This window comes from Micromonospora sp. WMMD1120 (genome assembly GCF_029626235.1).
Taxonomy (GTDB): Bacteria; Actinomycetota; Actinomycetes; order Mycobacteriales; family Micromonosporaceae; genus Micromonospora.
In genome coordinates this window covers 4,687,374-4,710,623 of the sequence record NZ_JARUBO010000005.1, presented here as the reverse complement: position 1 = coordinate 4,710,623, position 23,250 = coordinate 4,687,374, and the positions used below count along the sequence as shown (strand labels likewise).

2 protein-coding genes are annotated in these 23,250 nt (G+C 71.9%); both read right to left on the bottom strand.

The features are described from left to right. Position 1 precedes the first annotated feature (1 nt). Positions 2-6,520, bottom strand: coding sequence for a type I polyketide synthase (locus tag O7634_RS21840; protein WP_278151975.1), 6,519 nt, complete (start codon positions 6,518-6,520; stop codon positions 2-4). Then, a complete protein-coding gene (locus O7634_RS21835) occupies positions 6,517-23,250 on the bottom strand; it encodes a type I polyketide synthase (RefSeq protein WP_278151974.1) in 16,734 nt (5,577 codons plus the stop codon). Before O7634_RS21835 ends, O7634_RS21840 begins: the two co-directional genes overlap by 4 nt.

The following is a 23,250-nucleotide window of genomic DNA, read 5'->3' as shown; positions in this document are numbered from 1 at the left end:
GTTACCGCACCTCCATGCTCGCGGCGAGCGGGTCCTCGGTCATCCGGATCAGGGCTTCTGCGTCCATGTCGTCGATCGATGTGACGTCGTCGTCGGATGGGGTGTCGTCCGGTTCGCCCTTGGCGAGTTCGGCGAGCATGTCGAGCAGCCCTGCCTTGCGCAGACGGCTGATCGGGATCGTGGCGAGCATGTCGCGGATCTCGTCCTCCTCCGACGACCGCTGGCCGGTTGGCACGACGCCTGGCATGGCCGCCGGGATCAGGTACTGGGCGACCGCCATCGAGGTGGGGTGGTCGAAGACGAGCGTGGTGGGCAGCCGCAGGCCGGTGCTCCGGCTCAGCCGGTTCCGCAGCTCGACGGCGGCGAGGGAGTCGAAGCCCAGCTCCTTGAATGCCCGTTCCGGGTCGACCGCCTCGGCCGACGAGTGGCCGAGCACGGCGGCCACCTGGCCGCGTACCAGGTCGACGACGACCTGCTGCCAGTCGGCCTGCGGCAGGCCGGCCAGTCGTTGCGGCAGCGAACCGCCAGTGGTCTCGACACGCTGGGTCGGTACGCGGACCAGTCCGCGCAGCAGCGCCGGCAGCATGCCGGAGCGGGCCTGGGCGCGCAGCGCTCCGGTGTCGAGCTGGACCGGGACGAGCAGCGCCTCGTCGAGCTGCTGGGCCGTGTCGAACAGCTCCAGGCCACGCTCGTTCGACAGCGCGCCGATACCGGTGCGCTCCAGCCGGGCCAGGTCGGCCTCGCCGAGTTCACCCGTCATGCCGGTGGCGTCCGCCCACAGACCCCAGGCCAGCGACGTCGCCGGAAGTCCCGCCGCGCGGCGACTGGCCGCCAGGGCATCGACGAAGGCGTTCGCCGCGGCGTAGTTGCCCTGACCTGGGCTGCCTATCAACGCCGCCACCGACGAGAACAGCACGAACGCCGACAGGTCCAGCCCGGCGGTCAACTCGTGCAGATGCACAGCGGCGTCGACCTTCGGGGCCATCACCCGCCGCACCTGCTCCGGTGACAACGACTCCACCACACCGTCATCCAACAAACCCGCCGCATGAACCACCGCGGTCAACGGACGATCCACCGACGCGATCAGCCCGGCGACCTGATCCCGGTCCGTGACGTCACACGCCACCACCCGAACCGACGCGCCCAACCCGGTCAGCTCATCAACGAGCTGCCGCGCGCCCTCGGCGGCCAGGCCGCGACGACTCACCAACACCAGATGCCGGGCACCGTGACCGGTGACCAGGTGCCGGGCGAACACCGCACCCAAACCACCCGTGCCACCCGTGATCAGCACCGTGCCATCCGGGTCCAACGGCGCCGGAACCGTCAGCACCACCTTGCCGGTGTTACGGCCCTCCCGCAGATACCGGAACGCCTCCACACCCCGACGCACATCCCACGCCCGCACCGGCGAGTGAGCCAAAGCTCCCTGCTCGAACAGGGACACGATCTCGGACAACATCTCCTGGATACGCTCCGGACCCGCCTCCAACAGGTCGAACGAGCGGTAACGAACCCCGGGGTGCGACTCCGCCACGACCTGCGGATCACGGATGTCGGCCTTACCCATCTCCACGAACCGACCACCACGCGGCAACAGATCCAACGACGCGTCCACGAACTCACCCGCCAGGGCATCCAGAACCACGTCCACACCCGCACCACCGGTCGCCGCCAGGAACACCTCCCGGAAACCGAGGTCACGCGAGGAGGCGATCCGATCATCGGGCACACCCAAGCCACGCACCGCGTCCCACTTCGGCGCGCTCGCCGTCGCGAACACCTCCACACCCGCATGCCGCGCCAACTGCACCGCCGCCATCCCCACACCACCAGCAGCCGCATGCACCAACAACCGCTCACCCCGCCGCAAACCCGCAAGATCAAACAAGCCGTAGTACGCGGTCAGGTAGACGACCGGGATCGCGGCAGCCTCGACGAACGAGAACCCCGCCGGCATCGGCACGACGGTGCGCCGGTCGGCGACCGCCCTGGACCCGAAGGCGTCCAGCACCAGGCCCAGCACCCGGTCACCCGGGGCCAGATCGTGCACGTCGGCGCCGACGTCGAGCACGACACCGGCCGCCTCGCTGCCCAGCGGCGCGTCCCCCGGGTAGAGACCCAGGGCGATCAGCACATCACGGAAGTTCAGGCCCGCCGCGCGGACCTCGATGCGTACCTCATGGGCGCCCAGCGGACGGTCGGCGGCCGACCCGGTGATCGCCAGACCCTCCAGCGAGCCCCGGCGCTGCACCGACAACCGCCACGCAGCACCGGTCGGCGCCGACGGCGCCCGACCCAACCGAGGCGCCAACAACCGCCCGTCACGGACCGCCAACTGCGGCTCGTCCACACCGAGCACCCCGGCCCAGTCCGGCCCCTCGCCACCATCGACATCCACCAACACGAACCGACCCGGATGCTCCGACTGCGCAGACCGCACCAAACCCCACACCGGAGCCACCACCACATCCGGCGACTCACCGCCGACCGCCACAGCGTCGTGGGTCAGCACGACCAGCCGTACGTCAGCGAACCGCTCGTCGGACAACCAGCCCTGCAGCAGCGCCAGCGTCGATCCGGCCACATCCCGGGCGGTCGCGGCCAGGTCGTCCGGCGTCGCCGGAGCCTCGACCGTGACGACGACCGCCTCGGGCGCCGGGGCGCCGTCGGCCATCGCCTGCCGCAGCGCGTCCAGGTCCGCGAACCTGTCGCCCGATCCGTGCACGTCACCGACGAGCGCGACCCGGACCGGCGCGCCGGCACCGATCGGGACCGGCGTCCACTCCAGGTGGTACAGCGAACGTTGCCCGCCGCCCTGCGCGTTCTCCAGCTGCGCCTGGTCGACCGGGCGTACCGCCAGCCTCTCCACGCCCACGACCAGCTCGCCGCGCTCGTCGACCACGTCGATCCGGACTGTCGAGTCCTCGGCCGGGCTGATCCGGACCCGGGCCCGCGAGCCGCCGCCGGGGCCGAATCGCACCCCGGACCAGGAGAACGGCAGGTCCGCCGGGGAGCCGGGGCCCTTGCCGATCAGGCAGCCGTGCAACGCCGCGTCGAACAGGGCCGGATGCAGCCCGAACCGGCGGGCGGTGTCGGCCTCCTCGTCGGGCAGCACGATCTCGGTGTAGAGGTGCTCACCGGCGCGCCACGCCCCGTGCACGCCCTGGAAGATCGGCCCGTACTCATAGCCGGCCTCGGCCAGCGTCGGATAGAGCGCGTCGACCGCCACCTGGTCGGCGCCGGCCGGTGGCCACGCCGGCGGGAACGCGGTCAGCGGCGCCGCCGACACCGCCAACCAGCCGCGAGCGTGGCAGGTGACGGTACGGTCGCCGTCCTCGCCCGTGCTCTCCGGTCGGGAGTAGACGGCGACCTCGCGACGGCCGTTGTCGTCGGGCTCCCCGACGGTGACCTGCACCTGCGTCACCGCCCGATCGGTGAGGACGAGCGGCGCCTCCAGCACCAGCTCCTCCACCGCCGGAGCGCCGACGTGCCGGCCGGCGGTCAGGGCAAGCTCCACCAGCGCCGCGCCGGGTACGAGCACCATCCCGAACACCGCGTGGTCGCTGACCCACGGCGCGATGTCCTGCGAGACCCGACCGGTGAACACCCACTCGTCCCGGTCGGCGACCTGCACCGCACCGACCAGCAGCGGGTGCTCGACACGGCCCAGGCCCGCGCCGGCGGCGTTGCCGACGTCGGCGCCGGGCACCAGCCAGTAGCGCTCCCGCTGGAAGGCGTACGTCGGCAGCTTCACCCGGCGTGCCCCGGCGTGGAACGCCGACCAGTCCACCGGCACGCCTGCCACGTACGCCTCGGCCAACGACGCCGCGAACCGTTCGAGGCCACCCTCGCCCCGGCGCAGGGTGCCGGTCACCGCGACCCGGGGCGCGTCGTCGAGCGCCTCGACCGTGTCCTGGATGCCCATGGTCAGCACCGGGTGCGGGGACACCTCGACGAGGCAGGTGGTGCCGTTGGTGACCAGCGCCCGGACCGCCGGCTCGAAGCCGACCTGGCCGCGCAGGTTCTCGTACCAGTAGGCGGCGTCGAGCGTGCTGGTGTCGACGAACTCACCTCGAACCGTGGAGTAGAAGGGGATCTGCCCCGGCTGCGGCACGATCGGCGCGAGGAGCTTCAGCAGTTCGCCCTCGATCGCCTCGACCTGGACGGAGTGCGAGGCGTAGTCCACCGGTACCCGCCGGGCGCGGACGCCGTCGCGTTCGCAGACGCCCATCAGCTCGTCGAGCGCGTCGGGCTCACCGGAGACCACGACCGCGGCCGGGCCGTTGACGGCGGCGACGGAGACGCGCCCACCGTACGGTTCGAGGTGACGCTCGACCTGGTCCACCGGCAGCGCCACGGAGACCATGCCGCCCCGGCCGGCCAGCCGCTCGCGTACCGCGCCGCTGCGCAGCGCGACGACCAGGGTCGCGTCGTCGAGGGACAGCCCGCCGGCGACGTACGCCGCGGCGATCTCACCCTGGGAGTGTCCGAGGACCGCCGTCGGTTGCACGCCGTACGACTGCCAGAGTCGGGCCAGGGAGACCATCACCGCGAAGAGCACGGGCTGCACCACGTCGACGCGCTCCAGCGACGGCGCGCCGGGTACCCCGCGCAGGACGTCCTCCAGCCGCCAGTCGACGTAGCGGGACAGGGCCGCACCGCAGGCGGCGATCTGCGCGGCGAAGACCGGTGAGGTGTCGAGCAGTGCGGTCGCCATGCCCTCCCACTGCGAACCCTGGCCGGGGAACACGAAGACGGTCCGGTCTCCACCGACCTGGCCCTCGATGACGTCGGTCACGGGTTCGGCGGCGCTCAGCGCCCGAAGGCCGGTCAGCAGCGTGCCCCGGTCGGTGGCGACGACCACCGCGCGGCGTTCCAGGTGCGCCCGGGTGGTCGCCTGGGAGAACGCGATGTCGACGAACCCGACGTCGGGATGGGCGATCAGGTGCGCGCGCAGTTGGTCGGCCTGGGCCCGCAGCGCTGCCTCTCCGCGTGCGGAGATCGGCACCGGCACCACGTGCGGCGTCTGCGCCGGGGTCGGGTCGGTGTCTTCCGGCGCCTCGACCGGCGGCTCTTCGAGGATCACGTGAGCGTTGGTGCCGCTGACGCCGAACGAGGAGACGCCGGCGCGGCGCGGCCGGTCGCCGGTCGGCCACGGCTCCGCTTCGGTCAGCAGGCGCACGCTGCCCGCCGTCCAGTCGACGTACGGCGACGGCGCGTCGACGTGCAGGGTGCGGGGCATCGTCGCGTGCCGCATCGCCATCACCATCTTGATCACGCCGGCCACTCCGGCGGCGGCCTGGGTGTGGCCGATGTTGGACTTGATCGAGCCGAGCCGCAGCGGGTTGTCCGCGCGCTCGCGCCCGTAGGTGGCGAGCAGCGCCTGGGCCTCGATCGGGTCACCCAACCGGGTGCCGGTCCCGTGTCCCTCGACGATGTCCACATCGGTGGTGCTCAGCCCCGCGCTGGCGAGCGCCTGACGGATCACCCGCTCCTGGGACGGCCCGTTCGGCGCGGTCAGCCCGTTGCTCGCGCCGTCCTGGTTGACAGCGCTGCCGCGCAGCAGCCCGAGTACCCGGTGGCCGTTACGGCGCGCGTCGGACAACCGTTCCAGGACCACCAGGCCGGCACCCTCGGCCCAGCCGACCCCGTCGGCGGCGGCGGCGTACGCCTTGCAACGCCCGTCCGGTGAGACCCCGCGCTGCCGGCTGAACTCGACGAAGACGCTGGGCCGGGCCAGCACCGTGACGCCACCGGCGAGCGCCATCGCGCACTCACCGGCGCGCAGCGCCCGCGCCGCCAGGTGCAACGCGACAAGCGACGACGAGCAGGCGGTGTCGACGGTGATGGCCGGCCCCTCGAACCCGAAGATGTAGCTGAGCCGGCCGGACGCGACGCTGGCCGCCGACGAGATCGACAGGTAGCCCTCGATCTCGGGTCGCCGGTCGCTGGTGCCCGCGACGAACCCGTAGTCCTGGTACATCACGCCGCAGAAGACACCGGTGTCACTTCCCCGCAGGGGCGTGGCGTCGATGCCGGCGTCCTCGAGCGCCTCCCAGGCCACCTCCAGCAGCAGCCGCTGCTGCGGGTCCATGGCCAGCGCCTCGCGCGGGCTCACGCCGAAGAAGTCCGCGTCGAAATCGCCGACCCGGTCCACGAAGCCACCCGCGCGGGTGTAGGAGGTGCCGGGGTGGTCCGGGTCGGGGTCGTACAGGTTCTCGACGTCCCAGCCGCGGTCGTCGGGGAATTCCGAGGTCCCCGGGCGCCCGTCGGCGACGAGCTGCCACAGATCGTCCGGGGACATCACGCCTCCGGGGTAGCGGCAGCCCATGCCGACGATGGCGATCGGCTCGTTCGCGCGGTCCTCGAGTGCCTTGAGCCGCGCCCGGGTTGTGCTGAGGTCGGCGGCGGCCCGCTTCAGATACCGGACGAGCTTCTCCTGCTGTGGGTCGTTGCCCTCGACGCTCATTACCTTGTCCCCCTGCTGGTTCGGGCGTGCGCTGGTGCTCGTCATGCCTCACCGAATTCGGCGTCGAAGAGTTCGAAGACCTCGTCGACGGTGGTGGCCGCCTCGATCAGGTCGCTCGTGTGCTGTGGGCCGTCGCCGAGTCCGGCCAGCAGCGCGCGCAGCCGACCGGCGACCCGCTGCTTCTCGCTGCTGGCGGCGGTCGTGAGCAGGGCTTCGAGCTGCTGGATCGTCCGGTCGACGGGCGGTTCCGCGGCGGGGCCGCCGCCGACCTCGGTCAGCAGCAGCCGGGCGACCGCCACGGACGACGGATGGTCGAACACCAGGGTCGGCGGCAGCCGTACGCCGCTGACCTGGGTGAGCCGGTTACGCAGTTCGACAGCGCCGAGCGAGTCGAAGCCGAGGTCCTTGAAGGAGCGGTTCGGGTCGATGGTGCCGGGTGAGGCGTGCCCGAGAACCGCCGCGACCTGGGCCCGGACGATCTGGAGGACGACCGCCTCCCGTTCGGCGTCCTGGACGCCGGCCAGCCGCTGCGCGAGAGACACCTCCGCCTCGACGGAGCGGGTCGGCACCCGGACCAGCCCGCGCAGCAGCGCGGGCAGCGTCCCCGCGCGGGCCTGGGTCCGCAGGGCCCCGAGGTCCAGTCGGACCGGCGCCAGCAGTGCGGCGTCGAGTCGCTGGGCGTGCTCGAACAACTCCAGCCCCTGCCCGGTCGGCAGCGGCTGGACCCCGATCCGTTCCAGTCGCGCGACGTCGGTCTCGTCGAGTTCGCCGGCCATGCCGCCCGCGTCGGCCCAGAGGCCCCAGGCCAGCGAGGTGGCGGGCAGTCCGTCGGCCCGGCGCTGTTGGGCGAGGGCGTCGAGGACGGCGTTGGCGGCGGCGTAGTTGGCCTGTCCGGGACTGCCCACGAGGGCGGCCACCGAGGAGAAGAGCACGAACGCCGACAGCTTCAGATCCGCCGTCAGCTCGTGCAGGTGCAGGGCGGCGTGGACCTTGGGTCGCAGGACCCGTTCGAGCCGCTGCGGTGTCAGCGACTCGATCACCCCGTCGTCGAGGACGCCAGCGGCGTGCACGACCGCCGTGAGGGGATGGTCGAGCCCGTCGATCAGTCGGGCGAGCTGGTCCCGGTCGGCGACGTCGCAGGCGACCGCCCGCGCCTGGCAGCCGAGGGCCGCCAGGTCGGCGAGGAGTTCGGGTACGCCGTCCGCGGCGGCGCCGCTGCGGCTGACCAGCAGCAGTCGCTTCGCTCCGCGTACCTCGGCGAGGTGTCGGGCGAACACCGCCCCCAGACCGCCGGTGCCTCCGGTGACGAGCACGGTGCCGTCGAGGTCGAACGACGGCGGTTCGGCGTCGGCGGGTGCGGCCGGTGCCCGGACCAGTCGGGGGGCGAGCAGCCGGCCGGCGCGGACGGCCACCTGCGGCTCGTCGAGGCCGGTCAGCGCGCTCCAGTCGGTATGGTCGACAGCGCCGGCGCTGTCGAGGTCGACCAGGACGAATCGGCCGGGGTGCTCCGACTGGGCGCTGCGGACGAGTCCCCAGATCGCGGCCTGCGCGAGATCCGGGGCCTCGTCGCCGACGCCGATCCCGAGCCGCGACACGACGACCAGACGGGCGTCCGCGAGCCGTTCGTTGGCCAGCCACCCCTGAAGCAGTTCCAGGGTCTGCTCGGCGACCGCACGGGCCGCCTCGGCCCGATCAGACGTCCGGGCCGGCGTCGGGATCGTGGCGACGACCACGTCCGGGGTGGGCGCGCCCGCGGTGAGCGCCCGGTCGAGGTCACCCAGGTCGGCGTGGTGACCGGGGCCGGTGCCGAGGTGGGCGATCCGCGCCGGGCGGCTTTCCGACCCGGCCGTGGCCTCGGTCCACTCCACCGCGAACAGGGAGCTGGGTCCCGCGCGGAGGGCGGCGCTGAGGGCCTCCTGGTCGACCGGGCGGAAGGCGAGGCCGTCCACGGCGGCGACGGGGTTGCCGTGCTCGTCGGCGACCTCCACCCGGAGGGTGGTGGCACCGGCCGGGCCGACCCGGACCCGGAGCCGCCCGACGCCGGGCTGCGCGATCCGTACGCCGGACCACGAGAACGGCAGCTCGGTCCGGGAGCCGACCTCCTTGTCGACCAGTCCGCCGTGCAGCGCCGCGTCGAACAGCGCCGGGTGCAGCCCGAACCGGCCGGCGGAGTCGGTGTGCTCCTCGGGCAGCGCGATCTCCGCGTGGACGTGTTCACCGACCCGCCAGGCGGCGCGTACGCCCTGGAAGACCGGCCCGTAGTCGTAGCCGGCCGCGTGCAGGCGCGCGTAGAGCGCGTCGACCGCCACCGGCTCGGCGCCCGCCGGCGGCCAGGTGGTCGCGAACGGGGTCAGTGGTTCCGCCGCCACGGCGAGGACGCCCCGGGCGTGGCAGCTCGCCGTACCCTCGTCGCCGTCGTCCCCCCGGTCGGCCTCCGGGCGGGAGTAGATCGCGACCTCGCGTCGGCCGTCGGAGTCCGGCTCCGCGACGGTGACCTGGAGCTGCACGCCGCCGCGTTCGGGCAGGACCAACGGCGTCTCCAGCAGCAGCTCCTCGAGCACCGGGCTTCCCGCGCGCCGACCGGCGGTCAACGCCAGCTCGACCAGGGCCGTCCCCGGCACGATGACCGTGCCCAGCACGGCGTGGTCGCGCAGCCACGGCGCGGTCTCGTGGGACAGGCGTCCGGTGAGCAGCCAGTCGTCGCGGTCACCGACCCGGACCGCCGCCGCCAGCAGCGGGTGGTCCAGGCGGCCGAGGCCGGCGGCGGCCGGGTCACCCGGGCGGGCGCCGGAGGGCACCCAGTACCGCTGCCGCTGGAACGCGTACGTCGGCAGCTCCACCCGGCGGGCGCCGGAGCCGGCGTAGAACGCCGACCAGTCCACCGGCACCCCGGCCAGGTGCGCCTGGGCGAGGAGGGCGGCGAACGTCTCCGGCTCGGCGTGCCGGGCGCGAAGGGCCGGGGCGAGGACGGTGCCGTCCTCGTCGAGGATCTGCCGGGCCATCGTGGTCAGTACGCCGTCGGGGCCCAACTCGAACAGTCGCCGCACACCCAGCTCCCGCAGAGTCCGTACCCCGTCGAGGAACCGGACGGCCCGGCGGACGTGGTCCACCCAGTAGTCCGGGTCGGTCAACTCCGCTCCGGCGAGATCACCGGTCAGGTTCGACACCACCGGGATGCTCGGTTCGGCGAAGGTGAGCTCCTCGGCGACCCGGCGGAACTCGGCCAACATCGGGTCCATCAGGTGCGAGTGGAACGCGTGACTGACCCGCAGCAGCGTGTGCTTGCGCTCCTGCCAGCGGGGCAGCCAGTCCTGCAACGCCTGCGCGTCACCGGAGACGACCACCGACCGCGGCCCGTTGACGGCGGCGATCGACAACCGGTCGGTGAACCCGGTCAACGAGTCGGTGATCTCCTGCTCGGTCGCCTGGATCGCCGCCATGCCACCCCCGGCCGGCAGCGCGCCCATCAGTCGGCCCCGGGCGGCGACCAGCGCGCACGCGTCCGGCAGCGACAGCACGCCGGCCACGTGCGCGGCGGCCAGCTCCCCGACCGAGTGCCCGATCAGGTAGTCGGCGCGGACACCGAGCGACTCGACCAGCCGGTAGAGCGCGACCTCGACGGCGAAGAGCGCCGCCTGGGTGTACGCGGTGTCGTCGAGCAGCTCCGCCTCGGCGCTGCCCTCCGGGGCTGCCAGCAGCTCTTTCAGGGGGCGGCCGAGGTGTGGGTCCAGTTCGGCGCAGACCTCGTCGAGGGCTTCGGCGAACCGTGGCTGGGCCGCCGCCAGTTGCACGCCCATACCGGGGCGCTGCGCGCCCTGTCCGGTGAAGAGGAAGGCGGTCCTGCCGGCCGCCGCGGCACCGGTGAACACCCCGGCGGCCGATTCCCCGGAGGCCAGCGCCGCCAGGCCGGCGAGCAACCCGTCCCGGTCGGTCGCCACCACCGCCGCGCGCCGCGCGAGCTGCGCCCGGCTCGCTACCGACGAGAAGCCCACGTCGAGCGGTTCGCACTCCGGTCGGGCCAGCAGGTGCGCGCGCAGCCGGTCCGCCTGTGCGCGCAGGGCCGCGTCAGCACGCCCGGAGAGGAACACGGGTACGGCGCCCACCCGCCGCTCGGTCGGGGCGAGGTGGACCGGCGACGCCTCCTCCCGGGGCGGCTCCTCGACGATCACGTGCGCGTTCGTACCGCTGATCCCGAACGACGAGACGGCGGCCCGGCGGGGTCGCTGCGACAGCGGCCACGGCTCTGCCCGGGTGAGGAGCCTGATCTCACCGGAGTCCCAGTCGACGTGCGGCGACGGTGCGTCCACGTGCAGCGTGGCCGGCAGCATCTGGTGCCGCATGGCCTGCACCATCTTGATGACTCCGGCGACGCCGGCAGCTGCCGAGGTGTGGCCGATGTTCGACTTGATCGACCCCAGGCGCAGCGGGCCGTCCGTGCGGTCCTGCCCGTACGTCGCCAGCAGACCCTGTGCCTCGATCGGGTCGCCGAGTCGGGTTCCGGTCCCGTGTCCCTCGACCACGTCGACCTCGGCGGCGCTCAGACCCGCGTTGGCCAGCGCCTGCCGGATCACCCGCACCTGGGAGGGGCCGTTCGGCGCGGTCAGCCCGTTGCTCGCGCCGTCGGAGTTGACGGCGCTGCCGCGCAGCACCGCCAGGACCTGGTGGCCGTTGCGGCGTGCGTCCGACAGCCGCTCCAGCACCAGCAGGCCGAGCCCGTCGGAGAACCCGGTTCCGTTCGCGGCGGCGGCGTAGGAACGGCACCGGCCGTCCGACGCCAGCCCTCGCTGCCGGCTGAACTCCACCAGCAGGAACGGCCCGGCCATCACCGTGACGCCGCCGGCGAGGGCGAGCGAGCACTCCCCGTTCCGCAGCGCCTGGGCGGCCAGGTGCAGCGCGACCAGCGACGACGAGCACGCCGTGTCGACGGTGACGGCGGGCCCCTCCAGGCCGAAGGTGTAGGCGACCCGACCGGACAGGACACTCGTCGTGGTGCCGGTGAGCCGGAACCCCTCCAGCTCCGGCGGCATCGATCCGCCGTAGTCGGAGGTCAGCGCACCACAGAAGACGCCGGTGTCGGAGCCGCGCAGCGAGTCCGCGTCGATGCCGGCGTCCTCCAACGCCTCCCAGGCGGCCTCCAGCATCAGCCGCTGCTGCGGGTCGGTGGCCAGGGCTTCCCGTGGGCTGATCCCGAAGAACTCGGCGTCGAAGTCACCAGCGTCGTCGATGAACCCGCCACCGCTGGTGTAGACGCTGCCGACCTTCTCCGGGTCGGGGTCGTAGAGGCGGTCGAGGTCCCAGCCACGATCGTCGGGCAGGGCGGAGACCGCGTCGCGGCCCTCGGCGACCAGTTGCCACAGCTCGTCCGGTGAGCTGACCCCACCGGGATACCGGCAGCTCATCCCGACGATGGCTACCGGATCAAGGTCGCGCTGCTCCCGATCGCGGATGTGGTTCGCCGGCGGGGCGTCCGTCGCTTCCGCCCCGCCGACCTCGCTGAGCAGGAGCTGGGTGATCGCGGCCGGGGTGGGGTGGTCGAAGATGAGCGTGGTGGGCAGCCGTAGCCCGGTGGCCCGGGTCAGCCGGTTGCGCAGCTCGACCGAGGCGAGCGAGTCGAACCCGAGTGCCTTGAACGTGCGGTTGACGTCGATCGCGTCCGGCGAGGCGTGGCCGAGGACCGCCGCGACCTGGGCGCGCACCACGTCGAGCGCGATGGTCTCCCGGTCGGCCGGGGCGGCGGCGGCCAGCCGCTGGGTGAGCGAACCGCCGGTGGCGGTGGCGCGTCGCGCCGGCGCCCGGACCAGTCCACGCAGCAGCGCCGGCAGCATTCCGGAGCGGGCCTGGGCGCGCAGCGCCCCGGTGTCGAGCTGGACCGGGACGAGCAGCGCCTCGTCGAGCTGCTGGGCCGTGTCGAACAGCTCCAGGCCACGCTCGTTCGAGAGGGGTGTGATGCCCATCCGGCCCCAGCGCGCGACGCTGCCGTCGTCGAGGGTGCCGGCCATGCTGCGTTCCTCGGCCCAGAGGCCCCAGGCGAGTGACGTGGCCGGCAGCCCGGCCGCCCGGCGACTCGCCGCGAGCGCGTCCAGGAACGCGTTCGCCGCGGCGTAGTTACCCTGGCCGGGGCTGCCGATCAACGCCGCCACCGACGAGAACACCACGAACGCCGACAGGTCCAGCCCGGCGGTCAACTCGTGCAGATGCACCGCCGCGTCGACCTTAGGCGCCATCACCCGCCGCACCTGCTCCGGTGACAACGACTGCACCACACCGTCATCCAACAAACCCGCCGCATGGACCACCGCGGTCAACGGACAATCCACCGACCCGATCAGGTCTGAGACCTGATCCCGGTCCGTGACATCACACGCCATTACCCGAACCCTGGCCCCCAGCCCGGTCAGCTCATCAACGAGCTGCTGCGCGCCATCGGCGGCCAGGCCACGACGACTCACCAACACCAGATGCCGGGCACCGTAGGCCGTCACCAGGTGCCGGGCGAACACCGCACCCAAACCACCCGTGCCACCCGTGATCAGCACCGTGCCATCCGGGTCCAACGGCGCCGGAACCGTCAGCACCACCTTGCCGGTGTTACGGCCCTCCCGCAGATACCGGAACGCCTCCACACCCCGACGCACATCCCACGCCCGCACCGGCGAATGCCGCAACACACCCTGCTCGAACAGGGACACGATCTCGGACAACATCTGCTGAATACGCTCCGGACCCGCCTCGAAGAGGTCGAAGGAGCGGTAGCGGACGCCCGGGTGCGACTCCGCCACGACCTGCGGATCACGGATGTCGGCCTTACCCATCTCGACGAATCGACCACCACGCGGCAACAGATCCAACGACGCGTCCACGAACTCACCCGCCAGGGCATCCAGAACCACGTCCACACCCGCACCACCGGTCGCCGCCAGGAACACCTCCCGGAAACCGAGGTCACGCGAGGAGGCGATCCGATCATCAGGCACACCCAAGCCACGCACCGCGTCCCACTTCGGCGCGCTCGCCGTCGCGAACACCTCCACACCCGCATGCCGCGCCAACTGCACCGCCGCCATCCCCACACCACCAGCAGCCGCATGCACCAACAACCGCTCACCCCGCCGCAAACCCGCAAGATCAAACAAGCCGTAGTACGCAGTCAGGAACACCAACGGCACCGCCGCCGCCTCGACGAACGAGAACCCCGCCGGCATCGGCACCACCATCCGCCGGTCCGCCACCGCCCTCGACCCGAACGAATTCGTGACGACACCCATCACCCGGTCACCCACGGCCAGGTCGTGCACGTCGGCGCCGACCTCGAGCACGACACCGGCAGCCTCGCTGCCCAGCGGGGCTTCCTCCGGGTACATGCCGAGGGCGATCAGCACGTCGCGGAAGTTCAGACCCGCCGCGCGTACGCCGACGCGTACCTCGTGAGCCGCCAGCGGACGGTCGGCGTCCGACGCGACGACCGCGAGATCCTCCAGCGATCCCTTTCGTACGGCTGACAACCGCCACGCGGACTCATCGGACACCACGGACGCCTCGGTCGGCGTGATCCGGGGTACGAGCACCCGCCCCGCGCGAACCGCCACCTGGCCCTCGTCCAGCCCGAGCAGCGCCTCCCACGGCGGCACCTCGCTGCCGTCGAGGTCGACGAGGGCGAAACGGTCGGGGTGCTCCGACTGGGCGCTGCGCAGCAGACCCCACACCGGGGCCTGCGTCAGATCCGGCGACTCGTCGCCGACCGCCACAGCGTTGCGGGTCACCACGACCAGTCGCGACGCGGCCAGGGCCTCTGTCGCCAACCACCGCTGCACCAGGGCGAGCGCGTCGACGGCGACGGCGGTGGCCGCCGCTGTTGTCCGGATGGTGTCTCCGGTCGTCTGGACCGCGACGACGACCGCGTCGGGCGCCGGATGACCGTCGGCGAGCGTACGGTCGAGCGCGTCGAGATCCGGGTAGCGCTCGTCGGCGCCCAGGAGGTCACCGAGCACCGCGATCCGTCGCGCTCCACCGGGCGCGGTGGTCGCAACCTCGGTCCAGTCGACACCGAACAGCGCCTTCGCCTCCGGCCGCCCGCCGCCCTTGAGCTGGGCCTGCTCGGCCGGGCGGAAGACGAGCGTGTCCACCCCGGCAAACGCGCTGCCGGCTTCGTCGGCGAGGTCGATCCGCAACGCGGAGTCACCGGCGGAGCCGATCCGCACCCGCAGCACGCCGACGCCCCGCTGCTCGATACGCACCCCGGACCAGGAGAACGGCAACCCGGCCGAGGAGGCGTCGCCGCCGGCCAGACCTTCGAGCCCTCCGTGCAGGGTCGCGTCGAACAGGGCAGGGTGGACAGCGAACCCGTCGCCGGCAGCGTCCTCGGGCAGCGCCACCTCGGTGTAGACGTCCGCGCCAACGCGCCACGCCATGCGGACGCCCTGGAAGGCCGGGCCGTACTCGTAGCCGGCGTCGGCCAGCCGGGCGTACAGCTCGTCGACGTCGATCTGTTCGGCGCCTGCCGGTGGCCACTGGGCGCCGAAGGCCGTGACGGGTGCCGCCTGGGTGGCGAGCCAGCCCCGGGCGTGGCACGTCACCACCCGCTCTGGATGATCACCAGTGCTCTCCGCACGCGAGTAGACAGCCACCTCCCGGCGACCATCCTCATCAGACTCACCCACGGTGACCTGGAGCTGCGCCACCGCGTGCTCAGCCAGCAGCAGCGGCGCCTCAAGCACCAACTCCTCCACCACCGGACACCCCACGTACCGGCCAGCGGTCAACGCCAACTCCACCAACGCCGTACCCGGCACGATCACCATCCCGAGTACGCCGTGGTCGCGCACCCACGGCGCCGAATCCTGCGAGATCCGCCCGGTGAACAGCCACTCGTCCCGGTCACCGACCGGCACGGCGGCCCCGAGCAGCGGGTGATCGAGACGCCCCAACCCGACAGCGGCAGCGTCGCCTGCCGTCGTGCCCGGCATCAACCAGTACCGCTCGTGCTGGAACGCGTAGGTGGGCAGGTCGACCCGTTGCGGGTGGGTGCCCGCGTAGAAGGCCGGCCAGTCGACGTCGGTGCCGCTGACGTGTGCCTGGGCCAGGAACCCGGCGAAGGTATCCGGCTCGGGGTGCCTTGCCCGCAACGCGGCGGCGAACACGACACCCGACTCGTCAACGGTGTCGAGGCAGTGGCGGGTCATCGCGGTCAACACCGCATCCGGCCCCAGCTCCAACCACCGCCGCACCCCCAACCCGTGCAGAGTGGTCACACCGTCGAAGAACCGCACCGGCTGACGCACGTGCGCCACCCAATACCCCGGATCGGTCAACTCCTGACCGACGACCCGCCCGGTCAGGTTCGACACCACCGCCACCTTCGGCGGGTTCAACGTCAACCCGCCCACCACCCGCCGGAACCCATCCAACATCGGATCCATCAGATGCGAATGGAACGCATGACTGACCCGCAACACACTGCTCTTACGGCCCTCCCACACCGGCAACCACCGCTCGATAGCGTCCGCGTCACCGGACACCACCACCGCACGCGGACCATTCACCGCAGCGATCGACAACCGGCCCTCGAACCCGGCCAGGGAAGCAACAACCTCATCCTCGCCAGCCTGAACCGCGGCCATCCCACCACCAGCGGGAAGCGCACCCATCAACCGACCCCGCGCCACCACCAACTCACACGCATCCGCGAGGGACAACACCCCAGCCACATGCGCCGCCGCGATCTCCCCCACCGAATGACCGATCAGAAAATCCGCACGAACCCCGAAGGACTCGACCAACCGGAACAGGGCCACCTCAACCGCGAACAACGCCGCCTGCGTGAACTGCGTCGCATCCAACAGGCCCGCCTCAGACGAACCCTCCGCCGCCGCCAACAACTCCCGCACCGACCGGCCCAGACGTGGATCCAACTCCGCGCACACCTCGTCCAAGGCCTCGGCGAACCGGGGATACACCCCGGCCAGGGCCACACCCATCCGAGGACGCTGCGCACCCTGACCGGTGAACAGGAACGCCGTCCTACCCGACACCGGCGAACCCACCACCACCCGACCAGCAGGCTCACCCGCAGCCAACGCCGCCAAACCAGCCAACAACGCATCCCGATCACCAGCCACCACCGCAACCCGGTGCGACAAATGCGCCCGCGACGTCGCCGCCGAGAACCCCACATCCACCAGAGCAACACCCGGCCGATCGACCAGGAACGACCGCAACCGCTGCGCCTGCGCCCGCACCGCCACATCGCCACGACCCGACACAAGCACCGGCACCACACCCACCGGACGCCCGACCGGACGCTCGACAGGTGCCTCACCGTCGACCGGTGCTTCTTCGAGGATGACGTGGGCGTTGGTGCCACTGATTCCGAACGACGACACACCCGCACGACGCGGACGCCTCGACGCCGGCCACTGCTCCGCCCGGTCGAGCAGCTGAACCTGCCCCATGTTCCAGTCCACGTGCGGCGACGGCGCGTCGACGTGCAGGGTGGCCGGCAGCATCTGGTGCCGCATCGCCAACACCATTTTGATCACACCAGCGACACCGGCCGCGGCCTGCGTGTGGCCGATGTTCGACTTCACCGACCCCAACCGCAGAGGGCCGTCCGTACGCTCGCGGCCGTAGGTGGCCAGCAACGCCTGGGCCTCGATCGGATCACCCAACCGGGTCCCCGTCCCGTGCCCCTCCACCACATCCACATCCGCCGGGGACAATCCGGCGCTCTCCAACGCCTGACGGATGAGTCGCTCCTGGGACGGCCCGTTCGGCGCGGTGAGTCCGTTGCTCGCACCGTCGGAGTTGATCGCGCTGCCGCGCAGCAGACCGAGCACCCGGTGGCCGTTACGGCGTGCGTCCGACAATCGCTCCAGCACGACCAGTCCGAGCCCGTCGGAGAAGCCGGTCCCGTCGGCTGCCGCCGCGTACGGCTTGCACCGCCCGTCCGGGGACAGGCCGCGCTGCCGGCTGAACTCGACTAGCAGGAACGGGGCCGCCATCACCGTCACGCCACCGGCCAGCGCCATCGAGCACTCGCCGGCCCGTAGCGCCTGCGCGGCCAGGTGCAACGCCACCAACGACGACGAACACGCCGTGTCCACCGACACCGCCGGGCCCTCGAGCCCGAGGTTGTACGCGACCCGGCCGGAGACGACGCTGTTGGTGGTGCCGGTCAGGCGGAACCCTTCGAACTCCGACCGGGCCGGGCCGCCGTAGTCCTCCGAGGACATGACGCCGCAGAAGACACCGGTGTCGGTGCCGCGTAGCGAGGTCGGGTCGATGCCGGCGTCCTCGAACGCCTCCCACGCACCCTCCAACAACAACCGCTGCTGCGGATCCATCGCCAACGCCTCACGCGGACTGATCCCGAAAAACCCCGCATCAAAATCACCCGCACCCCGCAGGAACCCACCACCACGGGCATACACCGAACCCAACCGCTCCGGATCCGGGTCATACAACCGCTCCACATCCCACCCACGATCCTCGGGCAACCCCGAAATCGCGTCACGACCGTCGGCCAACAACCGCCAAAAATCCTCCGGCGAACCCACCCCACCCGGATACCGACAACTCATCCCCACAATCGCCAACGGCTCATTCACCACCACCCGCCGAGGCCGCAGCGTGGCGGGACCAGCACCGCCCTGCTCGCCTCCGGCGGTCAGGGTGATCAGCAGCCGGACGACCGCTGCGGGGGTCGGGTGGTCGAAGACCAGGGTGGACGGCACCGGGAGACCGGTGGTCTGGGACAGTCGGTTCCGCAGCTCGACCGCGGCCAGGGAGTCGAAGCCCAACTCCTTGAACGTCCGAGTCGGGTCGATCGCGGCGGGTGAGGTGTGGCCGAGGACCACAGCGATCTCGGCTTGGACGAGCCCGGCGACAACCCGCTCCCGGTCACCGTCGGGCACCCCGTCCAACCGCTGCGCCAGGGTGCCGCGAACGGTTGCGCTGGGGCGTACGGGTACCGGAACCAGCCCGCGCAGTAGCGCCGGCACGATCCCCTGACGTGCCGTGGTACGCAGCGCGGCGAGGTCGAGCCGTACCGGCGCCAGCACCGGGCGGTCCCACCGCTGCGCCTCGTCGAACAGGTCGAGCCCGAGCGCTGCGGGCATGGGCTGGATTCCCATCCGCGCCCAACGGGCGGTGCCCGCCTCGTCCAGGATTCCGGCCATGCCGGTCGCGTCTGCCCACAGGCCCCAGGCCAGCGATATCGCCGGGAGGCCCATCCCTCGCCGGTTCGCTGCCAGGGCGTCGAGAAATGCGTTCGCCGCCGCGTAGTTACCCTGCCCGGGGCTGCCGACCAACGCCGCCACCGAGGAGAAGAGCACGAAGGCCGCCAGTGGCATCTGCGAGGTCAGCTCGTGCAGGTGCAGCGCGGCGGCGAGCTTCGGACGCATCACCCGGGCCAGTTGCTCCGGCGTGAGCGTCTCGACCACCGCGTCGTCGAGCACACCGGCGGCGTGCACGACCGCGGTGAGCGGGCGCTCCAGCCCTTCGAGCAGCCCCACGAGCTGCGTACGGTCCGTCACGTCGGCCGAGACGATCCGCGCCTCGCAGCCGGACGCGGCGAGTTCGCTGATGAGTTCGTCGGCACCCGCCCAGGCGGGACCACGCCGGCTGACCAGCAGGAGCCGACGGGCACCACGTGTCCGGACGAGGTGCCGCGCCACTGCCGTTCCGAGAGCACCGGTCCCGCCGGTGATCAGCACGATCCCATCCGGATCGAGGGGTGGCGGGGAGATCTGCGGCGCACCGAGGCGGGCGAGGCGTGGCGCGAACAACCGACCCCCGCGTACGGCCATCTGGGGCTCGTCCGCCCCGACAAAGGGCGTCCAGTCCTGAGTGACACAGTCGGCGTCGACGTCGACCAGGACGAACCGGCCCGGGTGCTCCGACTGGGCGCTGCGTACCAGTCCCCAGACCGCTGCCTGAGCCAGGTCGGCCGCCTCCGCACCCACCGAGACCGCGTTGCTGGTCACCAGCACCAGTCGGGTGTCGGTCAGAGGTTCGCTCGTCAGCCAACGCTGGAGCAACGCCAGCGTCTGCTCGGCCGTCACCTGGGCGGCCTGTGCGAGGTCACCGGCCGCGTCGGAAGACGCGACAGCGGTGAGGACGGCAGTCGGCGCCGGGGCGCCATCGGCCAGCGCCCGCTCGAGCGCGTCCAGGTCCCGGTAGCGTTCGCCCCGGCCGTCGAGGTCGCCGAGGAGCACGACCCGCCCCGATACCGCGCCGTGCTCGACCGGTACCCAGTCGATCTGGAGCAACGAGCGTCGCTGCCCGCCCTGCGTGCTCTCGATTCGCTCCTGGTCGACCGGGCGGAAGGCGAGCCTGGTCACGCTCGCCGCCGGCTCGCCATCTTCGCCGAACAGGTCGACCTGGAGCGCGCCGCCGTCGGTGGGTCCGATCCGGGCCCAGACCCGCCGGTGTCCGCCGGGTCCGAGGCGTACGCCGGACCACGATGACGGCATCGCCACAACGGGGGTCGTCGACCTGTCGAGCAGGCAGCCGTGCACCGCCGACTCCAGCAACGCCGGGTGGATCCCGAACCCGTCGATGTCGGTGCCGACGGGGAGCGTCACCTCCGTGTACAGGTGGGTGTCGTCGGACCACGCTGCCCGCAGCCCTTGGAAAAGCGGCCCGCAGTCGTGGCCGATCTCCGCCAACCGCTTGTAGAAGGTGTCGACGACGACCGACCTCGCGCCTGCCGGTGGCCACTCGGTGAGCGGCTCCACGAGTGGCTGGTCTTCCGGCGCGAGCCTTCCTCGGGCAAGGCAGGTAACCGGCGACTGCTCGTCGTTCTCCGGGGTGTGCGGGCGGGCATAGATGGCGACCGCACGCTGACCGTTCTGATCCGGCTCGGCCAGGGTGATCTGGAGTTCGGTGACCGATTCCTCGTCGAGGACCAGTGGTACGTCCAGCGTGAGTTCCGCGAGGGCTGGGCTGCCCACGTGCCGGCCGGCGGCGATCGCGAGTTCGACGAGCGCGGCGCCCGGCAGCACGACCATGCCGAGCACCGCGTGGTCGCGGAGCCAGGGTGCGGTGTCCCCGGAAACCCTGCCAGTGAGCAGCCATTCGTCCCGGTCACCGATCTGGACCGCCGCACGCAGGAGCGGGTGGTCGACACGTCCGAACCCGGCGGCGGCCGGGTCGCCCGCCGCCGTCCGCCGCTCCAGCCGGAAACGCTGCCGTTGGAACGCGTACGCCGGCAGGTCGACCCGTTGCGGGTGGGTGTCGGCGTAGAAGGCCGGCCAGTCGACGTCGGTGCCGCTGACGTGTGCCTGGGCCAGGAACCCGGCGAAGGTATCCGGCTCGGGGTGCCTTGCCCGCAGAGCGGCGGCGAACACGACACCCGACTCGTCGACGGTGTCGAGGCAGTGGCGGGTCATCGCGGTCAACACCGCATCCGGCCCCAGCTCCAACCACCGCCGCACCCCCAACCCGTGCAGAGTGGTCACACCGTCGAAGAACCGCACCGGCTGACGCACGTGCGCCACCCAATACCCCGGATCGGTCAACTCCTGACCGACGACCCGCCCGGTCAGGTTCGACACCACCGCCACCTTCGGCGGGTTCAACGTCAACCCGCCCACCACCCGCCGGAACCCATCCAACATCGGATCCATCAGATGCGAATGGAACGCATGACTGACCCGCAACACACTGCTCTTACGGCCCTCCCACACCGGCAACCACCGCTCGATAGCGTCCGCGTCACCGGACACCACCACCGCACGCGGACCATTCACCGCAGCGATCGACAACCGGCCCTCGAACCCGGCCAGGGAAGCAACAACCTCATCCTCGCCAGCCTGAACCGCGGCCATCCCACCACCAGCGGGAAGCGCACCCATCAACCGACCCCGCGCCACCACCAACTCACACGCATCCGCGAGGGACAACACCCCAGCCACATGCGCCGCGGCGATCTCCCCCACCGAATGACCGATCAGAAAATCCGCACGCACACCGAGGGACTCGACCAACCGGAACAGGGCCACCTCAACCGCGAACAACGCCGCCTGCGTGAACTGCGTCGCATCCAACAGGCCCGCCTCAGACGAACCCTCCGCCGCCGCCAACAACTCCCGCACCGACCGGCCCAGACGTGGATCGAGCTCCGCGCACACCTCGTCCAGGGCTTCGGCGAACCGGGGATACACCCCGGCCAGGGCCACACCCATCCGAGGACGCTGCGCACCCTGACCGGTGAACAGGAACGCCGTCCTACCCGACACCGGCGAACCCACCACCACCCGACCAGCAGGCTCACCCGCAGCCAACGCCGCCAAACCAGCCAGCAACGACTCCCGATCACCAGCCACCACCGCAGCCCGATGCGACAGGTGCGCCCGCGACGTCGCCGCCGAGCACCCCACATCCACCAGAGCAACACCCGGCCGATCGACCAGGAACGACCGCAACCGCTGCGCCTGCGCCCGCACCGCCACATCGCCACGACCCGACAACAGGACCGGCACCGCACCCACCGAACCCTTGACCGCCGTGGATGCGGGCCGGGTCACGGCGGGGGCGGCCGTGAGGACCACGTGGCAGGCCGTACCGCCGATCCCGAGCGAGGTCACGCCCGCGGCGACGGGGTGGCCGGCGTCCGGCCACGGCTCGTTCCGCGCGGCCACCCGCAGGCCCAACTCGTCCAGGGCGATCTGCGGGTTCGGGCGCGTGAAGTTGAGGTTCGGCACGACCTCGCGTCGGTGGATGCAGAGCGCCGTCTTGATGAGACCGGCGATGCCGGCGGCGCCTTCGAGATGGCCGATGTTCGTCTTGACCGAGCCGACGACGAGAGGGCTCCGGCGAGCCTGTGCCGGTCCGTAGGCAGCGCCGAGCGCCTCGGCCTCGATGGGATCGCCGACCCGGGTGCCGGTGCCGTGCAGCTCGACGTACTGCACCTCGGCGGGGTCCACCCCGGCGTGGGTGAGCGCCTCGGTGATCGTACGGGCCTGAACCGTGGCGCTCGGCACCGTCAGCCCACCGGCGCCGGAGCCGGTGCCGAAGGCGCTGCCCTGGATGACCGCGTAGATGCGATCGCCGTCCTCGACCGCACGCGCGAGCGGCTTGAGGACGACGATGCCGCAGCCCTCACCGCGTACGTAGCCGTTGGCCCGCTCGTCGAAGACGTAGCATTTGCCGTCCGGTGACAGCGCGCCGGCCGCCTCGACGACCGCGCTGCTGAGGGGGGAGACGTTCAGGTGGACACCGCCTGCCAGCGCGATCTCCGACTCCGATCTGCGCAGGCTCTCGCAGGCGAGGTGGACGGCGACGAGCGAGGACGACTGTCCGGTGTCGACTGTCATGCTCGGACCGCCGAGGCCCAGGGCGTGGGAGACCCGGTTGGCGACCATCGACCGACCGACCCCGGTCAGCGTGTGGCGGGTGATGCCGTCGGCGCCCGCCATGGCCACCAGCTCGGCGTGGTCGGCGGCCATGACACCGAGGAAGACGCCGATCTTCGCCGTCGACGTCTTCTGGACGACGACACCGCCGTCCTCGAGGCCCTGCCAGGCCAGTTCGAGGGCGAGTCGTTGCTGCGGATCCATGTCCGCGGCTTCCCGGGGGGACAATTGGAAGAAGTCGGCGTCAAACTCGTCCAGACCTGTCACGAAACCGCCACGGTCAGGACCGAAGCGCCGACTCCTGTCGCGCTCCCGGACCGCGTCCACTCCGCCGCGTAACAACTGCCAGAACTCATCCGGCCCGGAGGCGCCGGGCATGCGGGAGGCGATACCCACGATGGCAATCGAATCCGCACTCGTCAT

Coding starts and splice junctions, on each gene's coding strand:
- O7634_RS21840 (WP_278151975.1), bottom strand. CDS start 6,520: ATGACGAGCACCAGCGCACGCCCGAACCAGCAGGGGGACAAGGTAATG.
- O7634_RS21835 (WP_278151974.1), bottom strand. CDS start 23,250: ATGACGAGTGCGGATTCGATTGCCATCGTGGGTATCGCCTCCCGCATG.